The following is a 16,309-nucleotide window of genomic DNA, read 5'->3' as shown; positions in this document are numbered from 1 at the left end:
CGTATTACGGCGCCATTCTTTCGTCCGCAAGAAACGAACGACAGGCCCGCGCGGGTGTAGCGGCCGCGCGGGTGACTGTTGGATTTAGCTCGGGTTTAGCCGGCGGCCTTGCCCAGGCGCTCGCGCACCTCGGTCGCCGTGCCCAGTTGCAGCACCTCGGCGGCCAGTTTCTGGCAATCGGCCTTCGACAGCCGGCGCACCATCGCCTTGATCGCCGGAATCGCCGGTACGCTGACCGACAACTCGTCGACACCGATACCGATCAACAGCGGCACCGCCTGCGGATCGGACGCGATGCCGCCGCAGACGCCAACCCACTTGCCTTGGGCATGCGCGCCCTTGACCGTCATCGCGATCAAACGCAGCACGCCCGGGTTCAGCGCATCGGCCTGCTTGGCCAGTTTCGGATGGCCGCGGTCCATCGCCAGCGTGTACTGGGTCAGGTCGTTGGTACCGATCGAGAAGAAATCGGCTTCCTTGGCAAACAGCTCGGACATCACCGCGGTCGACGGCACTTCGACCATGATGCCGACCTTGACGTCGGCGCTGACATTCAGCGCGGCCTTTTCCTCGGCCACGATGGCCTTGGCGGCACGCAGCTCGTCCAGCGTCGCGATCATCGGGAACATGATGTGCAGCTTGGCGAACGGCGCGGCGCGCAGTACCGAACGGATCTGCATGCGGAACATTTCCGGCTCGGCCAGGCACAAACGCACGCCTCGAATGCCGAGGAAGGGGTTTTCTTCGGCCGGCTGCGGCAGGTAAGGCAACGGCTTGTCGCCGCCGACGTCGAGCGTACGCACGACGAAGGTGCGCTCGGTGCCCAGCGCCTTGGCGATATCGGTGTAGATCTGCGTTTGCTCTTCCTCGGTCGGCGCATCGGCGCGATCGAGGTAGAGGAATTCGCTGCGCAGCAGGCCGACGCCTTCGCCACCGAGCTCAACGCCCTGCTTGGCTTCGTCCAGCCCGCCGATATTGGCGACGACTTCGATGTGATGACCATCGGTCGTCACCGAAGCTTGATGCGCTGCGGCAAGCTCCTCGGCGCGTTGCTTGCCGAGCTTGAGCTGCGCTTCGCGGATCTGTGCCACTTCGGCCTCGGACGGATTCTTGCGCAGCGAACCCTTGCTGCCATCGAGAATCACCGCAGTGCCGTTGGCCAGTTGCAGTGCATCTTCGTCGATGCCGCAGATCGCCGGGATATTCAGCGAGCGCGCCAGAATCGCCACATGGCTGGTCGAACCGCCGCCAACGGTGGCAAAACCAAGCACCTTCTCGCGGTCGAGGCTGGCGGTATCGGACGGGGTCAGGTCTTCGGCGATCAGGATCGCGTTTTCCGGCACCGCCAGTTCGGCTTCCTTGACCCCGGCAATGATGCGCAGCACGCGGCGACCGACGTCGCGGATGTCGTTGGCACGGCCGGCGAGGATTTCGTTCTTCAGCGCCGCGAGCTTGTCGGCATAGGTCGAAAACGCCGTTTTCCACGCAAAACCGGCGCTCTTGCCGCTGCTGATGGCGTTGATGGCGATATCGAGCAGATCCGGGTCTTCCAGCAGCTCCTGGTGCGCGGCGAAGATTTCCGCCTTCGAGGCATCGGAAATCCCGCTCTTCAGCGCTTCGAGCTGCTGCTTTGCTTCTTTCAGCGCGGCATCGAGTTTGCCGCGCTCGAACTGGGCATCGCTACCCTGTTCGGCGACGTCGATCGCCTCCTGGCGAACCTGGAAAATCTGCCCGACGGCCAAGCCTGGTGAGGCGGACACGCCGAGCAGCACGTTCGGATCGCCCGATTTCGGCTTGGCCGGCGCCACCGCACGCTTGATCTTGGCCAGATGCTTTTGCGCCGCCGGCGAAATCACGCCGCCGACTTCCTCGCCCGAACCCTGAATGATCATGCCGGCGACGGCCTTGACCGCAGCATCGGCATCCGGACCGGCAGCCTTGACGCGGATTTCGTCGCCGTACTGGACTTCCAGCCCCATGATCGCCACCACCGACTTGGCGTTGGCGTTTTCGTCGCCACGCACCAGCTTGATGGTCGAAGTGAAGGTTTTGGCCAGATTGGCGACCACCGCAGCCGGGCGCGCATGCAGACCGGTCGGATTCGGCACGCGTATCGGTTCAGATTGCGCCTCGCCGCTCGTCGCCGCAGCGGCGACGGCCGCCGTCGCGCCGACCAGTTCCAGCGTCAGTACCACGGTCTGGCCGGCGCGAACAAACCCGCTGGCTGGCAGGAATTTGCCAACCCGGTCGCCATTGGTAACAACCATCTGCGTCAACAGACTGCGCGCCTTGCGGCTGACGGTATCGCCGTCGAATTCGATCAGAGCCTGGCCAGCGGTGACGACATCGCCTTCCTTGACCTTGGCAGTGAATCCTTCGCCCTTGAGCATCACCGTATCGAGGCCGATGTGGATCAGGATCTCGACGCCTTCCTCGGTCGTGATCGTGACCGCATGCTTGGCCGAATGTAGCTGGGTGATCTTGCCCGCCACCGGGGAGAGCAGCACGTTCGAGGTCGGGTCGATCGAGATACCGTCACCAACCATTTTCTGGGCAAACACAGGATCGGGTACTTGTTCGATCGGGACCAGCAGGCCGCTCAGCGGCGCAAACAGTTCTAGGCGTTGGGATGCAGCCATATCGACAACCTCATATTGAATATTCAACGGATTCTGTTTTTGCAATCGCGACTGGCAATTTATGCCACCGGATTATGTCATTCGCCCCTGATTTTAGAGTGCGAGTCCGTTTTCAACGTGTGAAATTTTGCGCTTGCCGAGTTTAAATCGATGAGGATGTTTGATCTAAGTCGGTTTTTACCTTATTGGCAATCCTCGACTGGGCGGTGACGAGGTCAAACCGGCCTGCGATAGATGCCCGATTCGGTGATCAATAGGTCTAGCGCGAGATCCCAACGATCGGCAGGCAGTACGTCGACGCGCTGGCAGTCAAAGCCAATACCGACCAACAAGGGCCGCCGCCAGTGCTTGCGGCCGCGACGAAAGTGGAAGGTCGTGTCGTAGTAACCGCCGCCCTGGCCGAGCCGGCGCAAAGCGGTATCGATGCCAACAAAAGGCACGAACACGATATCCAGTGCACGTGCGCTGCAATGCTCGACGTGCCGCGGTTCTGGAATGCCATACGCGCCTAGCTGCCAAACCGCATGTTCGTCAAAACGGACGAAAGACAGTTTGCGGCCGCGTCGCGGCACGACGGGGAGATAAACCCTGCAACCATGATGTTGCGCGGCCAGTATCAGCGGCCAGCTTGAACATTCACTACCAGTGGGAACGTAAGCGGCAAGGCGTCGGCCGCGTCGCAACAAGCCGGCCGAGCGAGCCCAGGCAACGATCTGTTTTGCCGCGGCGTGGCGCTGCGGCGGATGCAGCCCTGCACGGCGCTGGCGCAATTCCTTGCGCCAGCGAAGCTTGTCGCCGAGAGGGGGGGAAGGGTGAGCTGAAGTCACGCCAGGGAACAAAGGGGGCTTCCCGCGAGTGCCGTTTACGATCCGCATCTTGAACCCACAGGTTCAAGGGGCCACCGGCCGGGTACCATCAGGTGCGTCCGACTTGTGCCGAAACACAAGGAACACTCACAACAGGTACGCCTAAAAAGCTGGCAACCGGGTAACAGCTTATCGGTTCAAAGAATCTGGACCGAAACAAACACCGCAGGAAAGCGAGGGGTAAAACCGACTGCGTCTTTGACTACCACTGTAGCCATCAACGGCCGGTGCGACTTGATCTAGAACAAAGCTGTCTGATCTTGCAGCACCGCGTCGATCGTTGAATTCATGGCCTTGATTCTACGCTGGTAGGCGCCGATGTCAAAACCGCCGGCTTCCACATGCAGGTATTCATGGGCCAGATTGAGCGCCGCCATGATGGCGATCTTCTCGATCCCGACCACCTTGCCGCCGCTGCGGATCTCGACCATTTTGGCTTCGAGCAAGGTCACCGCCTGTTTCAGCGTTTCTTCCTCGTCGGCCGGGCAGGCCACGCGAAACTCGCGGCCCATGACGACAATATCCAGCTGCCGGGTCGGATTCATTGCATATCCTCGGGCAATGCATTCAGGATGGCGGCGACGCGATGACGCGCGCCTTCCACTTTGGCCTGCAATTGCTGGTTGTCCTGCTGCAGGCCAAGCACTTGCTGTCGCAGCTGGCGATTCTCGCTGCGCAAGGCCTGACAAAGGCCAACAAGCTGACCGAGTTTGTCCTCAAGACTGGCGAATTCGGCATCCATGGGCAATAGGCACGAAGTGGGTCAGCTGCGATTCTAAGTCATTTCGCCGCCGGCCGCGCGGCATCGATCACGCTGCAGAGCGCTTCGACCCCGTCGACCAGTCTTGGACCCGGGCGCAACAGCCTATCGTCACTCAGCACCTTCAACTGCTGGCGGGCGACGGCAGGCATGGCCGGAAAGCGCGACCAGCGCTGCCAGTCGGGTCTGGACGACGTGGTAATGACCAGCTCGGGAGCCAGCGCCAGCACCGCCTCGGCGCTCACAAGCGGGTAGGGCGCCACCGTATCGGCAAAGACATTCACGCCGCCACAATCGCCGATCGACCGGCCGAGAAAATCGTGGTTGGACACCGTCATCAAGGGATTGGCGCTGATCTCGAGAAAGACCTTCACCGGCCGACGCCCGGCATAGCGCTGTTTCAGCCCGGTATAACGCTGGCGCAGATTCTTCGCCAGCTGCGCCGCTTTGTGCGGTTGCCCCAGCAACACACCCAGCCGCTGCAGGTTATCGGCGATCTCATCCGGATTGGCAGGCCTGCTGACGAACACCGCGATGCCCTGAGCCGACAGTGACGCCAAGCTGCGCGCCATGGCATCGCCGGACCATGCCACCACCAGATCCGGCCGCAAAGCCATCACCGCTTCGACGTTGGCGCCATCGTAACGTCCTACCCGCGGCAATCCCGCCACCGCTGCGGGATAGTCGCTGGCGCTGTCGACCCCGACAAGGCTATGCGGAGCGATGGCAGCAACAAGTTCGGTTGCGCTTGGTGCCAGTGTGACAACCCGTTTGGCTGCCGAGGGCAGACGAACCGCTTCGCCACGGTCGTCTTTGACCTCAAGTGCAGCCATGGCCACCGACGCCAGGGCCAGAAAAGCCAAGCCTACGACACAGTTATGCACAGCAAAAAATGAAAATCGTTTCAAATCAATGACCTGACCCGTTGATAAATTGAATCATCCCTTGTGGATAAGCGAAAAACCAGCCAAACGCAGAGAACCATCACCAAATCCTCCACAAGCAGCATGGCAGGTTCAATGGCACATTAAAAGTAAGCTAAACCATTGAAACAAAACAATAAAAATGACTTACCCACAGAAAGGGGCAATCCTTATTATCTATTCTTGTATTCTCTTATCAACTGAATCAGTTAAAGCCTTTTCCGCTTCAAGCCTTTGAATTTCAAGCACCTCGGCCTGCTCGTCGAGCATGTCATCGGGCGTTTCCAGCGTCATCCGCCCAATGGTTGCACTGCGAAATTCGGTCAGCAGCAGTTCAGCTGTCTTTTGCGTATCAACGCGATTTCCAGCCACCACCGCCCCACGCAGACGACCTATACGTTCAAGCAGCTCTTCGACCCCACCTTCGAGCGATTTCAACTTGTAACGCGCCTGCAGGTAATCCGGATAACGCTGACGCAAGGTTTCCAGTGCAAACCAGGCGACATCTTCTTCGTTGTAAGCATTACGGCCTACCGATCCACCCATCGCCAGCCGATAGCCCCAGGTATCGTGTTCGATCTTCGGCCACATCAGGCCTGGCGTGTCGTACAGGATCATGCCGCCGCTAAGCTCGACCCGCTGCTGACTCTTGGTCACCCCCGGCGTATCGGCGACGTTGGCGATCTTTCTGCTCATCAATAAATTGACCAGCGTCGATTTGCCGACGTTGGGAATGCCCAGAATCATTGCCCGCAGCGGTTTGACTTCGCCGGTACGGTGTGGTGCCAATTTCAAACAGCGTTGCGGGATCTGTTTGGCTTCGGACGCCTTGTTGTCGATACCGAGCAACATCGCCGCACGATTTGGCTGGGCGTTGAACCAGTCCAGCCAGACCTTGTTCAGCTTGGGATCCGCCAGATCGGCCTTGTTCAGGATCGTCAGCGCCGGACGGTTCCGGTGCCGGCGCAACTGCTCGATCATCGGGTTGCTGCTGGAGAACGGCATGCGCGCATCGACGACCTCGATCACCACGTCGACCTTGGCCATGGTTTCGGCAACCTGCTTGCGCGCCGAGTTCATATGTCCTGGAAACCACTGGATCGCCATGACCCCTCCTCAAGCTCAAAAGCCGCGGATTATACGCTTGTCCACAAAGCAGTAATGAAATCAATAACTTGGCTTGTGAGCAAATAGAGGTTCCACTGTGTACAAGCCATGCTATCCACGACAGGATGAAACGATCCACCACTTCCCCACAGTGGTCATGTGGGTTTATCCGAAGAGATAGAAGATAGACAAGCACCTGATAATACAGAGAAAATCGAGTTATCCACAGGAACCAGCCGCCCTTATTATCTGTTCTTATATAGTCTTCTATTTAGATAAAGGAAGAGCTGATGCAGCACTGCAGGGGCTGCAGTACACTCGGGTGAACCACGAATGTGTTGTGATGGAAATCGGATGAAATTACGTTATCTGGGAATGCTGACAGCGGCGGTCATTATTCTGGCGACTGCTTACTTTGTTTTTGGCAAAAAAACTGCACCCGATGTCAGTTTTACAACGACAAATGGCCAGCAAATCGCACTAAGCGCTATGCAAGGCCATGTTGTTTTGGTTAATTTTTGGGCAACCAGTTGTAGCGGCTGTATGCAGGAAATGCCTGAATTGATAAAAATTCAGAAAAAATACACAGACCAAGGTTATAAAACGTTGTCTGTTGCCATGAGTTATGATAATCCGGAATACATTGAAAATTATCGGAACAAGATGGCATTACCCTTTATCGTTACCCATGATAAAAGTGGCGAAATCGCGAAGAAATTTGGTGATGTTACTTTAACGCCAACCAGTTTTTTACTGGATAAAAATGGACAAATTATCAAGCAATATATTGGTATTCCGAACATGGATGAACTTGAAAACCTGATTAAATCAGCGCTGGCTAAATCTTAAGAATTGAAGTTGAAATGCATTGCTGTAAAAAGCGATTTTCCATAGCTGGTTTTGTAAAAACTCGTTTAAATTCAAGTGCTTATATTTTGTGCTGATTTATGTTTAATATTCGTTTTATTGATTGTTGTTTAACAGAGTTGGATCGATATTTGTACGATCAAAATTGACTTCTATTTTTAAGCGTGATTTGACCGCGTGACCCTCTTTTTCGCCGGGACGAAAACGTGCCTGGCGAAATGCTTCAATCGCTGTATCACGAAACGCTGTCGGTAAATTGGTGGCATCCACTTCAATATCATCAACTAAACCGTATTCATTGATATAAATCCACAGAATCGCACTGTGTTTAGCCTCGTCGTTTTCTTTGACGTCCGGATAGGAAACGATGATTGTTGTTTCACTACTCGGCCCAACCGTTAACTGGCTTCTGCGGAAATACGCATTGCGTGGATCAACCGGCGCCAAAGCCAGTGGCGCAGTCTCCTGGGCTGGTTCGGCAGGCAAATCATCAACGGTAGCAGGCGTGGTAGCGACCGTTTCCGGGGCTTGAGCTACCACCGGTACGGTTGCACTGGATTCGTCTGCAACCGTAGCCGCCGCTGCCAAGCGGACTTGCAATGACGAACCGGGCGCAGGCTGTTGCTTTGGCTCGGCAGTTTCAAGCTGCTGCAGCAGCAAAATATGCACGGCAAGCGAAATCACCGCTGCAATGCCAAGACCATATCTGGCGCAAAAAAGGGCCCAGCATATGCCGGGCCCTGATGACGTTGGATGCGTGCGAGTCAATCGACCAATTCCCGCCAGGATGTGCGCTTAGGCGTACCCAGGCCACCGCCTGTGGCACTTGGATCTTCCTTGGCGGTGACACCGGCACCGGTATCGGTCACGATGGTCACCGTTTTTCCGCTGGGCAATTTCACTGTTTTAAGCCCGGCCACCAGTGCTTCGTTGGTCAAGCGCTGGCCCACTTTGGCATCGGTTGCCGTGCTCAGATTGGAGCCGGTATAGATATCAATGTTGTACAACCACGCATAGCCACCGCCGATGGTGCAGACGCTACTGTTGGTGGGGACGTTGCCGGCAAACGTCAGAATATTGTATTGCTGCTGCATGTCGATATTGACCCGTTCACCTGGTGATTTCAGATCGAAATACCAGCCAGATTTGCTTGCCCAGTCAACCGGATTACTGCTCGCGGTACGAATACTTTCGCCCTTGGCATTGGTCGCATCACTGATGACCTGATTCACCATATCGCTGCGTTGGCGCAGATTGCCAAGCCCGGTAGACGTCAGTTCATCCTTGAAGGCGTATAGCGATTGCTGGCTCTTGTCTACCGGGTCACCGATACCGAGATAGCGCCCGGTTCCTACGAAAATCGTGTTGTAGTTGGTGCCGGCCTTACTTAATCGTGCCAATTCAGGCTTGGTGGTAATGGGTTGCGTATTACCGGTAGTGTCTTTCAGTTGTGCGATGAGTGTTGCCTCGTGACCCGATGGCGCGATCGTGTCGTTGATGTCAAAGCGCCAGACATTACCCAGCAGATCGCCGCCATAGATCCGGCTGGCAGTATTGTCGAGCTCGTTGGAAATCCATGCATTGAGCTTGGCCAAGCCACTTGGTGTATTTGTATCGCCGGCTTTGGTTGTACCGCTTGTATAGGTATTGATCTGGCCATTACTGACAAGATTGCCGGTGCCGATATCGATGATGAACAAATGACCATTGCCATCACCCGGATTGACGTTGTTGTAACCCGAGGAAACGATCGCTACCCATTTACCATCGGCAAGCTTGGTGACGATCGGATTGCCGAACGAGTGGCCAAGATTATCGTGCGTGAATTCCCATAACGCCTTCGGTGCACTAGGGTCTGTTACGTCGAGTGCGTAATAGCCTCGGCCACCCTTGTTGAGACCGCCGACGATGACGGTTTTCCAGTTATTGCCGATTTTAACATCCGCGATCGTTGGCGAGCCGTCGACAAAATACTCATGGTTGTTGCCGTAGCTCCTGTCGAGCAATTTGTGCAATCTGGGCATTACCATGCTCGGAATATACGCCCAGCGTTCATCGCCGCTTGAGGCATCGAATGCATGCAACATACCGTCGTTGGCCGCTGCATAAACGCTTGCGGCACGGTTTTTTTGCTGCGTGACGAAGGTCGCGTAGCCATCGTCGACATACTGGAACGGCGGGGCTTTCATATACACCGGCACGGCATTGACGATGTCGCCGAGCCGGTGCGTACGCTTGCGGAACAATTGCGTCGTTGTCTCGCTACCCTCGTACTGGTTCTGGCCGCGCAGGTATTTGACCACATTGGCACCGGTTACCAATGCCTTGTCGGCGCTGGCCAGCTCGCTGCACTGGCTGAGCTTGGTGACGCTGCCGCACAAATCGTCAAAGTTTGCCTTTTGGCTGCCGTTAAGATTGTCGTAGTCGAACGAGCGCAGTTTGTTCGATTGCGAACCGTCGAAGAAATAAATGGAACGGCTATCGCTGGCGGAGGCAATTTTGGCGGCAAGCTGGCTTTTGGCCGACCAGGCATAGCTGCCGGCTTGCGGTTCACCGGTCGCGTTGTCTAGCTTCAGCGCGACGCTACCGGTATTGACGTCGAGGGTGACGGCGATCAGGTCACCGTACCATTCCTGGGTGCGGTACAAGGCGACATAAACGTAATTGTCACCGGCAACGGGTTCGAGGTTCGATGTTGCCGCTGCGGCGGCGGAACCCGAGCGGGCTTCGATTTTGGTAAGGGCATCGGACAGCGAGTTGGCGAGTTCGGTCGCATCATTGGCGCTGTAATAGTGACCGCGACCGTTGACCGCGGCATGCCACAGATCGTCTAGCCGTTCGCCACCGCTGTTGGAAATTGGATCGGGCCAGTTGATGCTGCCCTGGGCGATCTGCGTGTAGTACTTGTCCTTGCTGCCGTTCGGCACTGGATCGGGACTGGTGTCGTAATCGCTTTCGTAACGGATCGTGCCGGTCAGACCGAGACCGATCGTGTGCGTGACCATGCGCTGGACGTCGTAACTGTTGTCCCCGGGATCGAGGCATACATTGATCGAACCGCCAAGGCTGCCGCTGCAATTACCCAGTGTATTTGTGCGTAAATCGGTATTGTAGTAATACATCGCCACATCGGCGAGCGTATCGCTTTTTCCTAACTTGTCGAAGAAAGGGGCTTCGGTGCTGCCGCCATCCTGATTGCCGACGTCGCTGCTGCCATTAAGCTTTTTCGGGCCGAATGAGCCACCTTCGTTGTCGGTATTCCAGTAACCGTCAGTCGAGAGAATGGTAAAATTTTTCTGACATGAGTACTGGACCGGATCGTAATCCTGATCATCCAGTTTCTTGGCGTAATAACGACCAGCTGTTGATAGTGCAGCACGCAATGGTGTTGCACTACCTGGGTCAGCATTGAATAATCTATTATAAAATTCATTCTTTTGTGATTGATCAAAGTCACGCACGTGCAGCAGCTTGCTACCTTCGGTAGCACCACTATTGTGAATGGTCGAAAAGCCGATACGGAATTTATCGCCAAAGGGTTTGAAGGCCTTGCTGGCGGCTGTTCGTGCCAGGAATATCCGTTTTCGATAGTATGAATACCAATTGGCATAATTTTGTTTTTGCGTATCGTTCGGTAACACGGTAACGAGATTGTAATTGGAGTCTTCACAGTTCGTTTTTTTATCGGATTTAAGTGTTGAGTAATAATATTTGCTTCGGTTTCCTGCATCATTTTCGACCGTGCCGACACTCAGGTTGCGAAGGTTGGACAGGTCGGCATTTTCGCTGCCGGTAAAACCATCGCTTGGCGCACTGGTAAAGCTGACGTTGGGAAATGATGTACCATCGGCTTTGATCGGGGGAGTGTAAGTCGTATTTGGATCGTAGAAAGCCTTGTTATAGCCGTGATATCCGAAACAGCGCATATTGCGTTGGTTATTGAGTCCATCGGGAAGATAGTCCCAATCCATACTGCCCGAATCATCGAGGATGAACAGCACGTTCGGTTTGGCTTCGGCCTTGCTGGCGCTGGTGATCGGGCTATTGGCCAGATCGGTCAGCGCTGCCTGTACCGATGCGGTCAGTAGGGTCAGTGCCAATGGGGCCAGGCAGATCAGGGGATGACGACGCGCCATGATGTATTCCTTGTATATTGATTGGCCGTGGATCAGAAATGGACGATGGTTTCGGTGAAACTCACCGTATTTCTCGGGCCTTTGGCGCGGACGATGATCCGGTAATGCGGCCCACCGCTGCCGGAGAAGCGCTTGTCCTCGCCGTATTTCAGCTCGCCCATTTTCGGGCTGCTACCGGCGGCGGCGGCGCTGGCCTTGACGCAGCTGGTTGCGTTCGGGTCGGATTGTTCCTTGCATAGCCGGCTGATGAGGTAGGCGACGTCATTACCACCGGTGGCGGTGGCCGCGCGCGGGGCAATGCAGCCGCCAAAAGAGCCTTCCGCTGCGCTGGCGCAACCGTCGTCGTCCCAGTCGATCAATACCCGGCCGGTATTATCGCGATTGCCGGTTGGATCCAGGCTATCGAGCGCGGTGGCGTAGTAACCGTCTGCGGTGTGGTTCTGGTACAGCATCGGGGTGCTGCCGCTTGTGGTGCTCAGATTGGCTTGCAGCCACGCAATGGCCTGTTCGGTGGCGCGATCGGTGGATACGGTGGCGGCTTCCTTGAAGCCGAGATTGCCGATCATCAGCGATCCGCTGTCGACCGCGCGAACCAGTGCGACGCCGGCGAGCGACATCAACAGCAGCGAAATCAGGGCAATGAAAACGGAAACGCCGAGCTGGGAGCGGATGCGATGGCGCATTGTGCTTGGTCTCTTATTGTTGCCAGATCACGTTGCGCAGCGGGGCAACCGATTCGTAGGCCTTGTAGCGGTAATGTTTCCAGTCGCTGCCGGTTCCCATGACGAAATCGCCCCCGGACCATTTGGGTGCGGCAGGGGTGGCCTCCTCTTTTTCCCATTGTGTACTGCGCGACAGCACTGCCACGCGTAGCGCCAGCACGCGTTTCCAGCCTGTGCTGTTGCTGGGGGTGGTGGTGCCATAGCCGTCGATCACGCCGTCGTCGGCGGTGCCGCCGTTGCTGCCGTCATCCGAGCCGTACTGCGCCTGCAGATCGATGATTTGCGGGTACAGGTCGGCGGTGGCGCTGCTGCCATCGGATGAATTGAAGCTGGTAAGTTGCAAGGTCTGGTTATTGATGACGTAGACCTTGTTGACGAGCGTGCCGAGATTGATCAGGTGATCGTCCTTGCTGTAGCCGCCGGCCGGATAGAGATCGCCGTTGTTGCCGCCGGGCGGGTTCCAGATGGCGCTGGGGTTATGCTGCACCTGGTTCTGGCCTTGGCCGCCACCGCCTCCACTGCCGCTGGCTGCTTCCTTGGTTGCCTGAAACAGCGTGCACCACTTGCCGGCCGATGGGAGTGCTGGCACCGCGACCATCAAATCGCCCTGGTGAACGCCGAGATCGGAATCGACGAAGAATTGCGCCGCGCTGACCGGGTGGTCGACGGTGATCTTCATCGGCAGCGACCATGCATCCTTGGCACTACCCAGAAAACGTAGTTGATCCGGCGCGCCATTGACGCCATTGGTGATGGTGACCGGATTCAGCGTCAGCGACGCCGGCGTGCTGCTGCCATCGATCATCATTTTCATTTCACAGCCAAGCGCACCGGTGGTCGCGGCAAAGCCGTAACCCGCCATCTTGGCGTCACGCTTGATCATGTACAGCGCCAGCGCACCATTGCTTTGGGCGTTCGATCCCGATGCCGTGGTGCGCTTTTGTCCTTCCGAGGCGGTCAAGGTTTGCATCACCACCAGTGTGCTCAATAGCCCAAGGGTGATGCCAACCATCATTTCTACGAGACTGAAACCCGTTTGTGCGCACCGCATGATGTGGTCCTCAGCGGGCGATCGAGGTGGCCGCAACATATTTGTGCGGTGCTTCGTTCGGTGCCTGCCAGTTCACGGTGATCGTCACGTCGGCATTGGTGACTGCCACGCTTGCATCACCGTTGGGCAAGATGGCAGCGACCTTGTCGATCCAAGCGGTTCTGGCTGCATAGCTGCCGCCGTCGGTGGTGTCGTAGCTGTTCAGGTTCTTGACGTCGCCCCACATGCTGCCGACGAGTTCGTCGCTGAGGAAAGCGGCATCGGCGCGGTATTTCGATGCGCTGGTGTTCTTGGTCATCATGGTTTGCATGCCGACGACGGCCAGCACACCGGCGGAGAAGATAAAGATCGCCACCAGCGCTTCAAGCAGCGCGGCGCCTTGCTGTTGCGATGGATAACGGATTTGGCGCGTGTTCATGGCAGCTCCTTTTAGCACCGGCGCGAGTCGCCGCTGGCGCTGATCTGCGGATCGCACAGTTTGATCATGCCGCCGCTGGCGAGGACAAGGCGCAGCTTGCGGTCGTCGCTGCTGCTGCTAGCGCCCTGAATATCGATCCGGGTGATCGGCGTGTCTTTCTGCACGATCTGACCGAGGCCGTTGAAGGTGACACTGGATGCATCGTCAGGGGTGATATCGAGGCTGGCGCGCGGGTTGTTGCCGAGCACCGGCTGCTTGTCGATGATTTGCGGGGTGACGGTTTCGGATGGGTCGAGATCACATTTGTTGCTTGGATCGAACCGGCTCACGACCCAACCGGTGCCATTGGCGGCCGGTGCGCAATTGCTGTCGAGTGTTTTGCTACTGGCGCTGGTGACCAGCCAGAACGTGACGTTCTGGTTACGCTTGAGTGCCTCGGTGCGGGCGCGCTGCAATCCGCTTTGCAGCGATTCGGTAGCGCCGCGGATCTGCATGTTCTGTATCCACTGCTGGTAGCTGGGCACGGCCGCCGAAAGCAGGATGCCGAAGATGGCGACGGTGATGGCGATTTCGACCAGCGTGATGCCGGCCTGCCGGTGAGGCGTGCGGCTCAGCATTCGCTGCCTCCGACCAGCCAGCATTGCTTGGCCGGGCTTAATACGCCGCCTTTGAATTTGGACGTGGTGCGCACATTGGCATCGTTGGCGGTAAAGATATGCCCATCCGCTCTGGTGCCGGATTTTCCGGTTGCGGTGAGCGTGTAGGCTTGCTGGCCGGTGCCGCTGGTGGCGCAGGAAAAGGTGAAGTACTTGAGACCCGCTGGCGCGAAATTGACCCGATTCGCCGTACCGTCGTTGCCACAGGTCGCGCTGGTGCCGTAGTTGCGATTGTCCTGATAGAACTGCTCAAGTTTGGCGCGATAGTCCTGCAGGTAGGTGAATGCCTCCGGCAATTGCGCGCGGCGGACGTAATCGCTATAAGCGGGTAGGGCGATGCCGGCGAGAATGCCGATGATGGCGACGACGATCATCAGCTCGATCAGCGTAAAGCCGCGCGAGTTTGCGAAGGTGCTCATGTGTATTCCTCACTCTGGCGCGGTGGCCGGTCCGGTCTGATCGCCGGTCTGCGTGAATATGTTCAAATATTACTAATGGTTAATATTCTGATGTTACCGGTACAAGTAATATTAACGTTTCATTATGTTTGGCCGTGTTTCCAAGCTACAACACGGCTTGGCGAGCGCAAGTTGTCCCGGATGACCGGTGTAAAGGCATGGATTTGGCGCGATGGCTGACGGAAAAATTACGCTAATTTGCCAGGGTTATATCCCGGAAGCCGCGGAGGGCGTGATCCGGTAAACCCACATCAGGTGCTGACCTGATGAGTCAGCATTAAGCTGAATGTTTCAAGGCTTTGAGCGGCGCTGGAACGGGTGTTTTAGCCGTTCAGCGGCCGATCAATGGAGCAGGCCGCCGCGTTGCACGGCGGCCTTTTGCTGCGTGTTTATTCCGCGAAGTTGCGTGCGGCGGCGGCGATGGTTGCCGCGATGTCGGCATCGGAATGCGCGGCGGAGACAAAGCCGGCTTCGAACGCCGATGGCGCCAGGTACACACCCTCGGCCAGCATGGCATGGAAGAAGGCATTGAAGCGGCTGCGGTCGGACGCCATGACGTCGGCGAACGATTGCGGTGGCGTGGCGCTGAAATAGACGCCGAACATGCCGCCGACGCTTTGCGCCGAGAACGCCACGCCGGCATCGCGCGCGGCGGCACTCAAACCGGAGGCCAGCGAGGCGGTCTTGGCGCTGAGGTCGGCGAAGAAGCCCGGTTGGCGAATCGCCTGCAAGGTAGCGAGGCCGGCGGCAACGGCGACCGGGTTGCCCGAGAGCGTGCCGGCCTGGTAGACCGGGCCGAGCGGCGCGAGCTTGGCCATGATGTCGGCGCGGCCACCGAACGCCGCCAGCGGCATGCCGCCGCCAACCACTTTGCCCAAGCAGGTCAGATCGGGCTTGATGCCGTGCAGCGCCTGGGCGCAACCGAGATCGACGCGGAAACCGGTCATCACTTCGTCGTAGATCAGCACCGCGCCGTGTTGCTCGGTCAGTGTGCGCATGGCGGCGACGAATTCGGCCGACGCCTTGACCAGATTCATATTGCCGGCGACCGGTTCGACGATGATCGCGGCGATCTTGTCGCCCTCGGCGGCGAACAGCGCTTGCAGCGCGGCAACGTCGTTGTACGGCAGCACGATGGTATCGGCGGCCACGGCGGCCGGCACGCCGGCGCTCGACGGGTTGCCGAAGGTCAGCAGCCCCGAGCCGGCTTTCACCAGCAGGCTGTCGGCGTGGCCGTGATAGCAACCTTCGAATTTGACCAGCTTGTCGCGGCCGGTGAAGCCGCGCGCCAGGCGGATCGCGCTCATCGTCGCCTCGGTGCCGCTCGACACCAGCCGCACCTGTTCGAGCGAAGGCAGCATCTCGCACAGCAGGTCGGCGAGTTCGACTTCGCGCTGCGTCGGTGCGCCGAACGACAGGCCGTCACGCGCGGCGGCGATCACCGCGTCGATCACCGGCGGATAGGCGTGGCCAAGGATCAGCGGTCCCCAGGAGCCGACGTAATCGATGTAGCGCTGACCGTCCTCATCCCAGACGTAGGCGCCCTCGCCCTTGTTGAAAAAGCGCGGCGTGCCGCCGACCGAGCCGAAAGCGCGCACCGGCGAATTCACGCCGCCGGGAATGTGTTTTTGCGCGGCGTCGAAAAGTTGTTCGTTCAGAGTCATGTCTCAAATCCTTGCTGGCCGTGGCGATCAGCCACGGCGAGT

At 57.6% G+C, this 16,309-nt stretch carries 15 protein-coding genes and 1 other RNA gene; 1 reads left to right on the top strand and 15 read right to left on the bottom strand.

Annotated elements, in window-relative coordinates; translation table 11 throughout:
• Positions 1-95: 95 nt before the first annotated feature.
• From ptsP to ylqF, 7 genes are all read right to left on the bottom strand, one after another.
• Entirely contained in the window at positions 96-2,639 is a 2,544-nt protein-coding gene (gene ptsP, locus JLC71_RS13225; protein ID WP_200915921.1) for a phosphoenolpyruvate--protein phosphotransferase, read from the bottom strand.
• A 215-nt stretch (positions 2,640-2,854) separates the two neighbouring features.
• A complete protein-coding gene (locus tag JLC71_RS13220; protein WP_236250893.1) occupies positions 2,855-3,466 on the bottom strand; it encodes a 5-formyltetrahydrofolate cyclo-ligase in 612 nt (203 codons plus the stop codon).
• 15 nt (positions 3,467-3,481) lie between these two features.
• Positions 3,482-3,680, bottom strand: a non-coding RNA gene (ssrS, locus tag JLC71_RS13215) — 6S RNA.
• 64 nt (positions 3,681-3,744) lie between these two features.
• Positions 3,745-4,050: a cell division protein ZapA gene (locus JLC71_RS13210; RefSeq protein WP_200915919.1), complete on the bottom strand. Its 306-nt coding sequence runs from the start codon at positions 4,048-4,050 to the stop codon at positions 3,745-3,747.
• On the bottom strand, positions 4,047-4,247 hold the full coding sequence (zapB, locus tag JLC71_RS16740) for a cell division protein ZapB (RefSeq protein ID WP_200915918.1): 201 nt from the start codon (positions 4,245-4,247) through the stop codon (positions 4,047-4,049). Before zapB ends, JLC71_RS13210 begins: the two co-directional genes overlap by 4 nt.
• 38 nt (positions 4,248-4,285) lie before the next feature.
• Positions 4,286-5,098 (bottom strand): cobalamin-binding protein, encoded by an 813-nt coding sequence (locus JLC71_RS13200; RefSeq protein ID WP_200915917.1) that lies wholly within the window; start codon positions 5,096-5,098, stop codon positions 4,286-4,288.
• Positions 5,099-5,365: 267 nt separating this feature from the next.
• A complete protein-coding gene (ylqF, locus tag JLC71_RS13195; protein ID WP_200915916.1) occupies positions 5,366-6,295 on the bottom strand; it encodes a ribosome biogenesis GTPase YlqF in 930 nt (309 codons plus the stop codon).
• A 354-nt stretch (positions 6,296-6,649) separates the two neighbouring features.
• On the opposite strand from ylqF, the gene JLC71_RS13190 reads away from it, so the two are divergent.
• Positions 6,650-7,144, top strand: coding sequence for a peroxiredoxin family protein (locus tag JLC71_RS13190; protein WP_236250891.1), 495 nt, complete (start codon positions 6,650-6,652; stop codon positions 7,142-7,144).
• Positions 7,145-7,258: 114 nt separating this feature from the next.
• Here the strand turns inward: JLC71_RS13190 and JLC71_RS13185 are convergent, their stop codons facing one another.
• The 8 genes from JLC71_RS13185 to hemL all read right to left on the bottom strand — a co-directional run bounded on the left by JLC71_RS13185 (position 7,259) and on the right by hemL (position 16,267).
• Positions 7,259-7,930: an energy transducer TonB gene (locus JLC71_RS13185; RefSeq protein WP_200915915.1), complete on the bottom strand. Its 672-nt coding sequence runs from the start codon at positions 7,928-7,930 to the stop codon at positions 7,259-7,261.
• Positions 7,927-11,298 (bottom strand): pilus assembly protein, encoded by a 3,372-nt coding sequence (locus JLC71_RS13180; protein WP_200915914.1) that lies wholly within the window; start codon positions 11,296-11,298, stop codon positions 7,927-7,929. Before JLC71_RS13180 ends, JLC71_RS13185 begins: the two co-directional genes overlap by 4 nt.
• A 32-nt stretch (positions 11,299-11,330) precedes the next feature.
• A complete protein-coding gene (locus tag JLC71_RS13175) occupies positions 11,331-11,981 on the bottom strand; it encodes a pilus assembly PilX family protein (RefSeq protein WP_200915913.1) in 651 nt (216 codons plus the stop codon).
• 13 nt (positions 11,982-11,994) lie between these two features.
• Entirely contained in the window at positions 11,995-13,071 is a 1,077-nt protein-coding gene (locus JLC71_RS13170; protein WP_200915912.1) for a PilW family protein, read from the bottom strand.
• Between the two features lie 10 nt (positions 13,072-13,081).
• Entirely contained in the window at positions 13,082-13,489 is a 408-nt protein-coding gene (locus JLC71_RS13165; RefSeq protein ID WP_200915911.1) for a type IV pilus modification PilV family protein, read from the bottom strand.
• A gap of 11 nt (positions 13,490-13,500) precedes the next feature.
• The gene (locus tag JLC71_RS13160) at positions 13,501-14,106 is read right to left on the bottom strand and encodes a GspH/FimT family pseudopilin (RefSeq protein ID WP_200915910.1); all 606 of its coding nucleotides are present in this window, start codon (positions 14,104-14,106) and stop codon (positions 13,501-13,503) included.
• Positions 14,100-14,564, bottom strand: a complete 465-nt coding sequence (locus JLC71_RS13155; RefSeq protein ID WP_200915909.1) for a type IV pilin protein — start codon at positions 14,562-14,564, stop codon at positions 14,100-14,102. The genes JLC71_RS13160 and JLC71_RS13155 overlap by 7 nt, the downstream gene beginning before the upstream one ends.
• A gap of 428 nt (positions 14,565-14,992) precedes the next feature.
• The gene (gene hemL / locus JLC71_RS13150) at positions 14,993-16,267 is read right to left on the bottom strand and encodes a glutamate-1-semialdehyde 2,1-aminomutase (RefSeq protein ID WP_200915908.1); all 1,275 of its coding nucleotides are present in this window, start codon (positions 16,265-16,267) and stop codon (positions 14,993-14,995) included.
• Positions 16,268-16,309 lie beyond the last annotated feature (42 nt).

Origin of the sequence: Jeongeupia sp. HS-3 (assembly GCF_015140455.1) — a bacterium.
In the GTDB taxonomy this organism is placed as follows: Bacteria; Pseudomonadota; Gammaproteobacteria; order Burkholderiales; family Chitinibacteraceae; genus Jeongeupia.
This window is presented reverse-complemented; position numbering and strand designations above follow the sequence as displayed.

Bases quoted from the DNA above. Each gene is read 5' to 3' on its own strand.
- ptsP (WP_200915921.1), bottom strand. From the start codon at position 2,639: ATGGCTGCATCCCAACGCCTAGAACTGTTTGCGCCGCTGAGCGGCCTG.
- JLC71_RS13210 (WP_200915919.1), bottom strand. From the start codon at position 4,050: ATGAATCCGACCCGGCAGCTGGATATTGTCGTCATGGGCCGCGAGTTT.
- zapB (WP_200915918.1), bottom strand. From the start codon at position 4,247: ATGGATGCCGAATTCGCCAGTCTTGAGGACAAACTCGGTCAGCTTGTT.
- JLC71_RS13200 (WP_200915917.1), bottom strand. From the start codon at position 5,098: ATGGCTGCACTTGAGGTCAAAGACGACCGTGGCGAAGCGGTTCGTCTG.
- ylqF (WP_200915916.1), bottom strand. From the start codon at position 6,295: ATGGCGATCCAGTGGTTTCCAGGACATATGAACTCGGCGCGCAAGCAG.
- JLC71_RS13190 (WP_236250891.1), top strand. From the start codon at position 6,650: ATGAAATTACGTTATCTGGGAATGCTGACAGCGGCGGTCATTATTCTG.
- JLC71_RS13180 (WP_200915914.1), bottom strand. From the start codon at position 11,298: ATGGCGCGTCGTCATCCCCTGATCTGCCTGGCCCCATTGGCACTGACC.
- JLC71_RS13175 (WP_200915913.1), bottom strand. From the start codon at position 11,981: ATGCGCCATCGCATCCGCTCCCAGCTCGGCGTTTCCGTTTTCATTGCC.
- JLC71_RS13170 (WP_200915912.1), bottom strand. From the start codon at position 13,071: ATGCGGTGCGCACAAACGGGTTTCAGTCTCGTAGAAATGATGGTTGGC.
- JLC71_RS13165 (WP_200915911.1), bottom strand. From the start codon at position 13,489: ATGAACACGCGCCAAATCCGTTATCCATCGCAACAGCAAGGCGCCGCG.
- JLC71_RS13160 (WP_200915910.1), bottom strand. From the start codon at position 14,106: ATGCTGAGCCGCACGCCTCACCGGCAGGCCGGCATCACGCTGGTCGAA.
- JLC71_RS13155 (WP_200915909.1), bottom strand. From the start codon at position 14,564: ATGAGCACCTTCGCAAACTCGCGCGGCTTTACGCTGATCGAGCTGATG.
- hemL (WP_200915908.1), bottom strand. From the start codon at position 16,267: ATGACTCTGAACGAACAACTTTTCGACGCCGCGCAAAAACACATTCCC.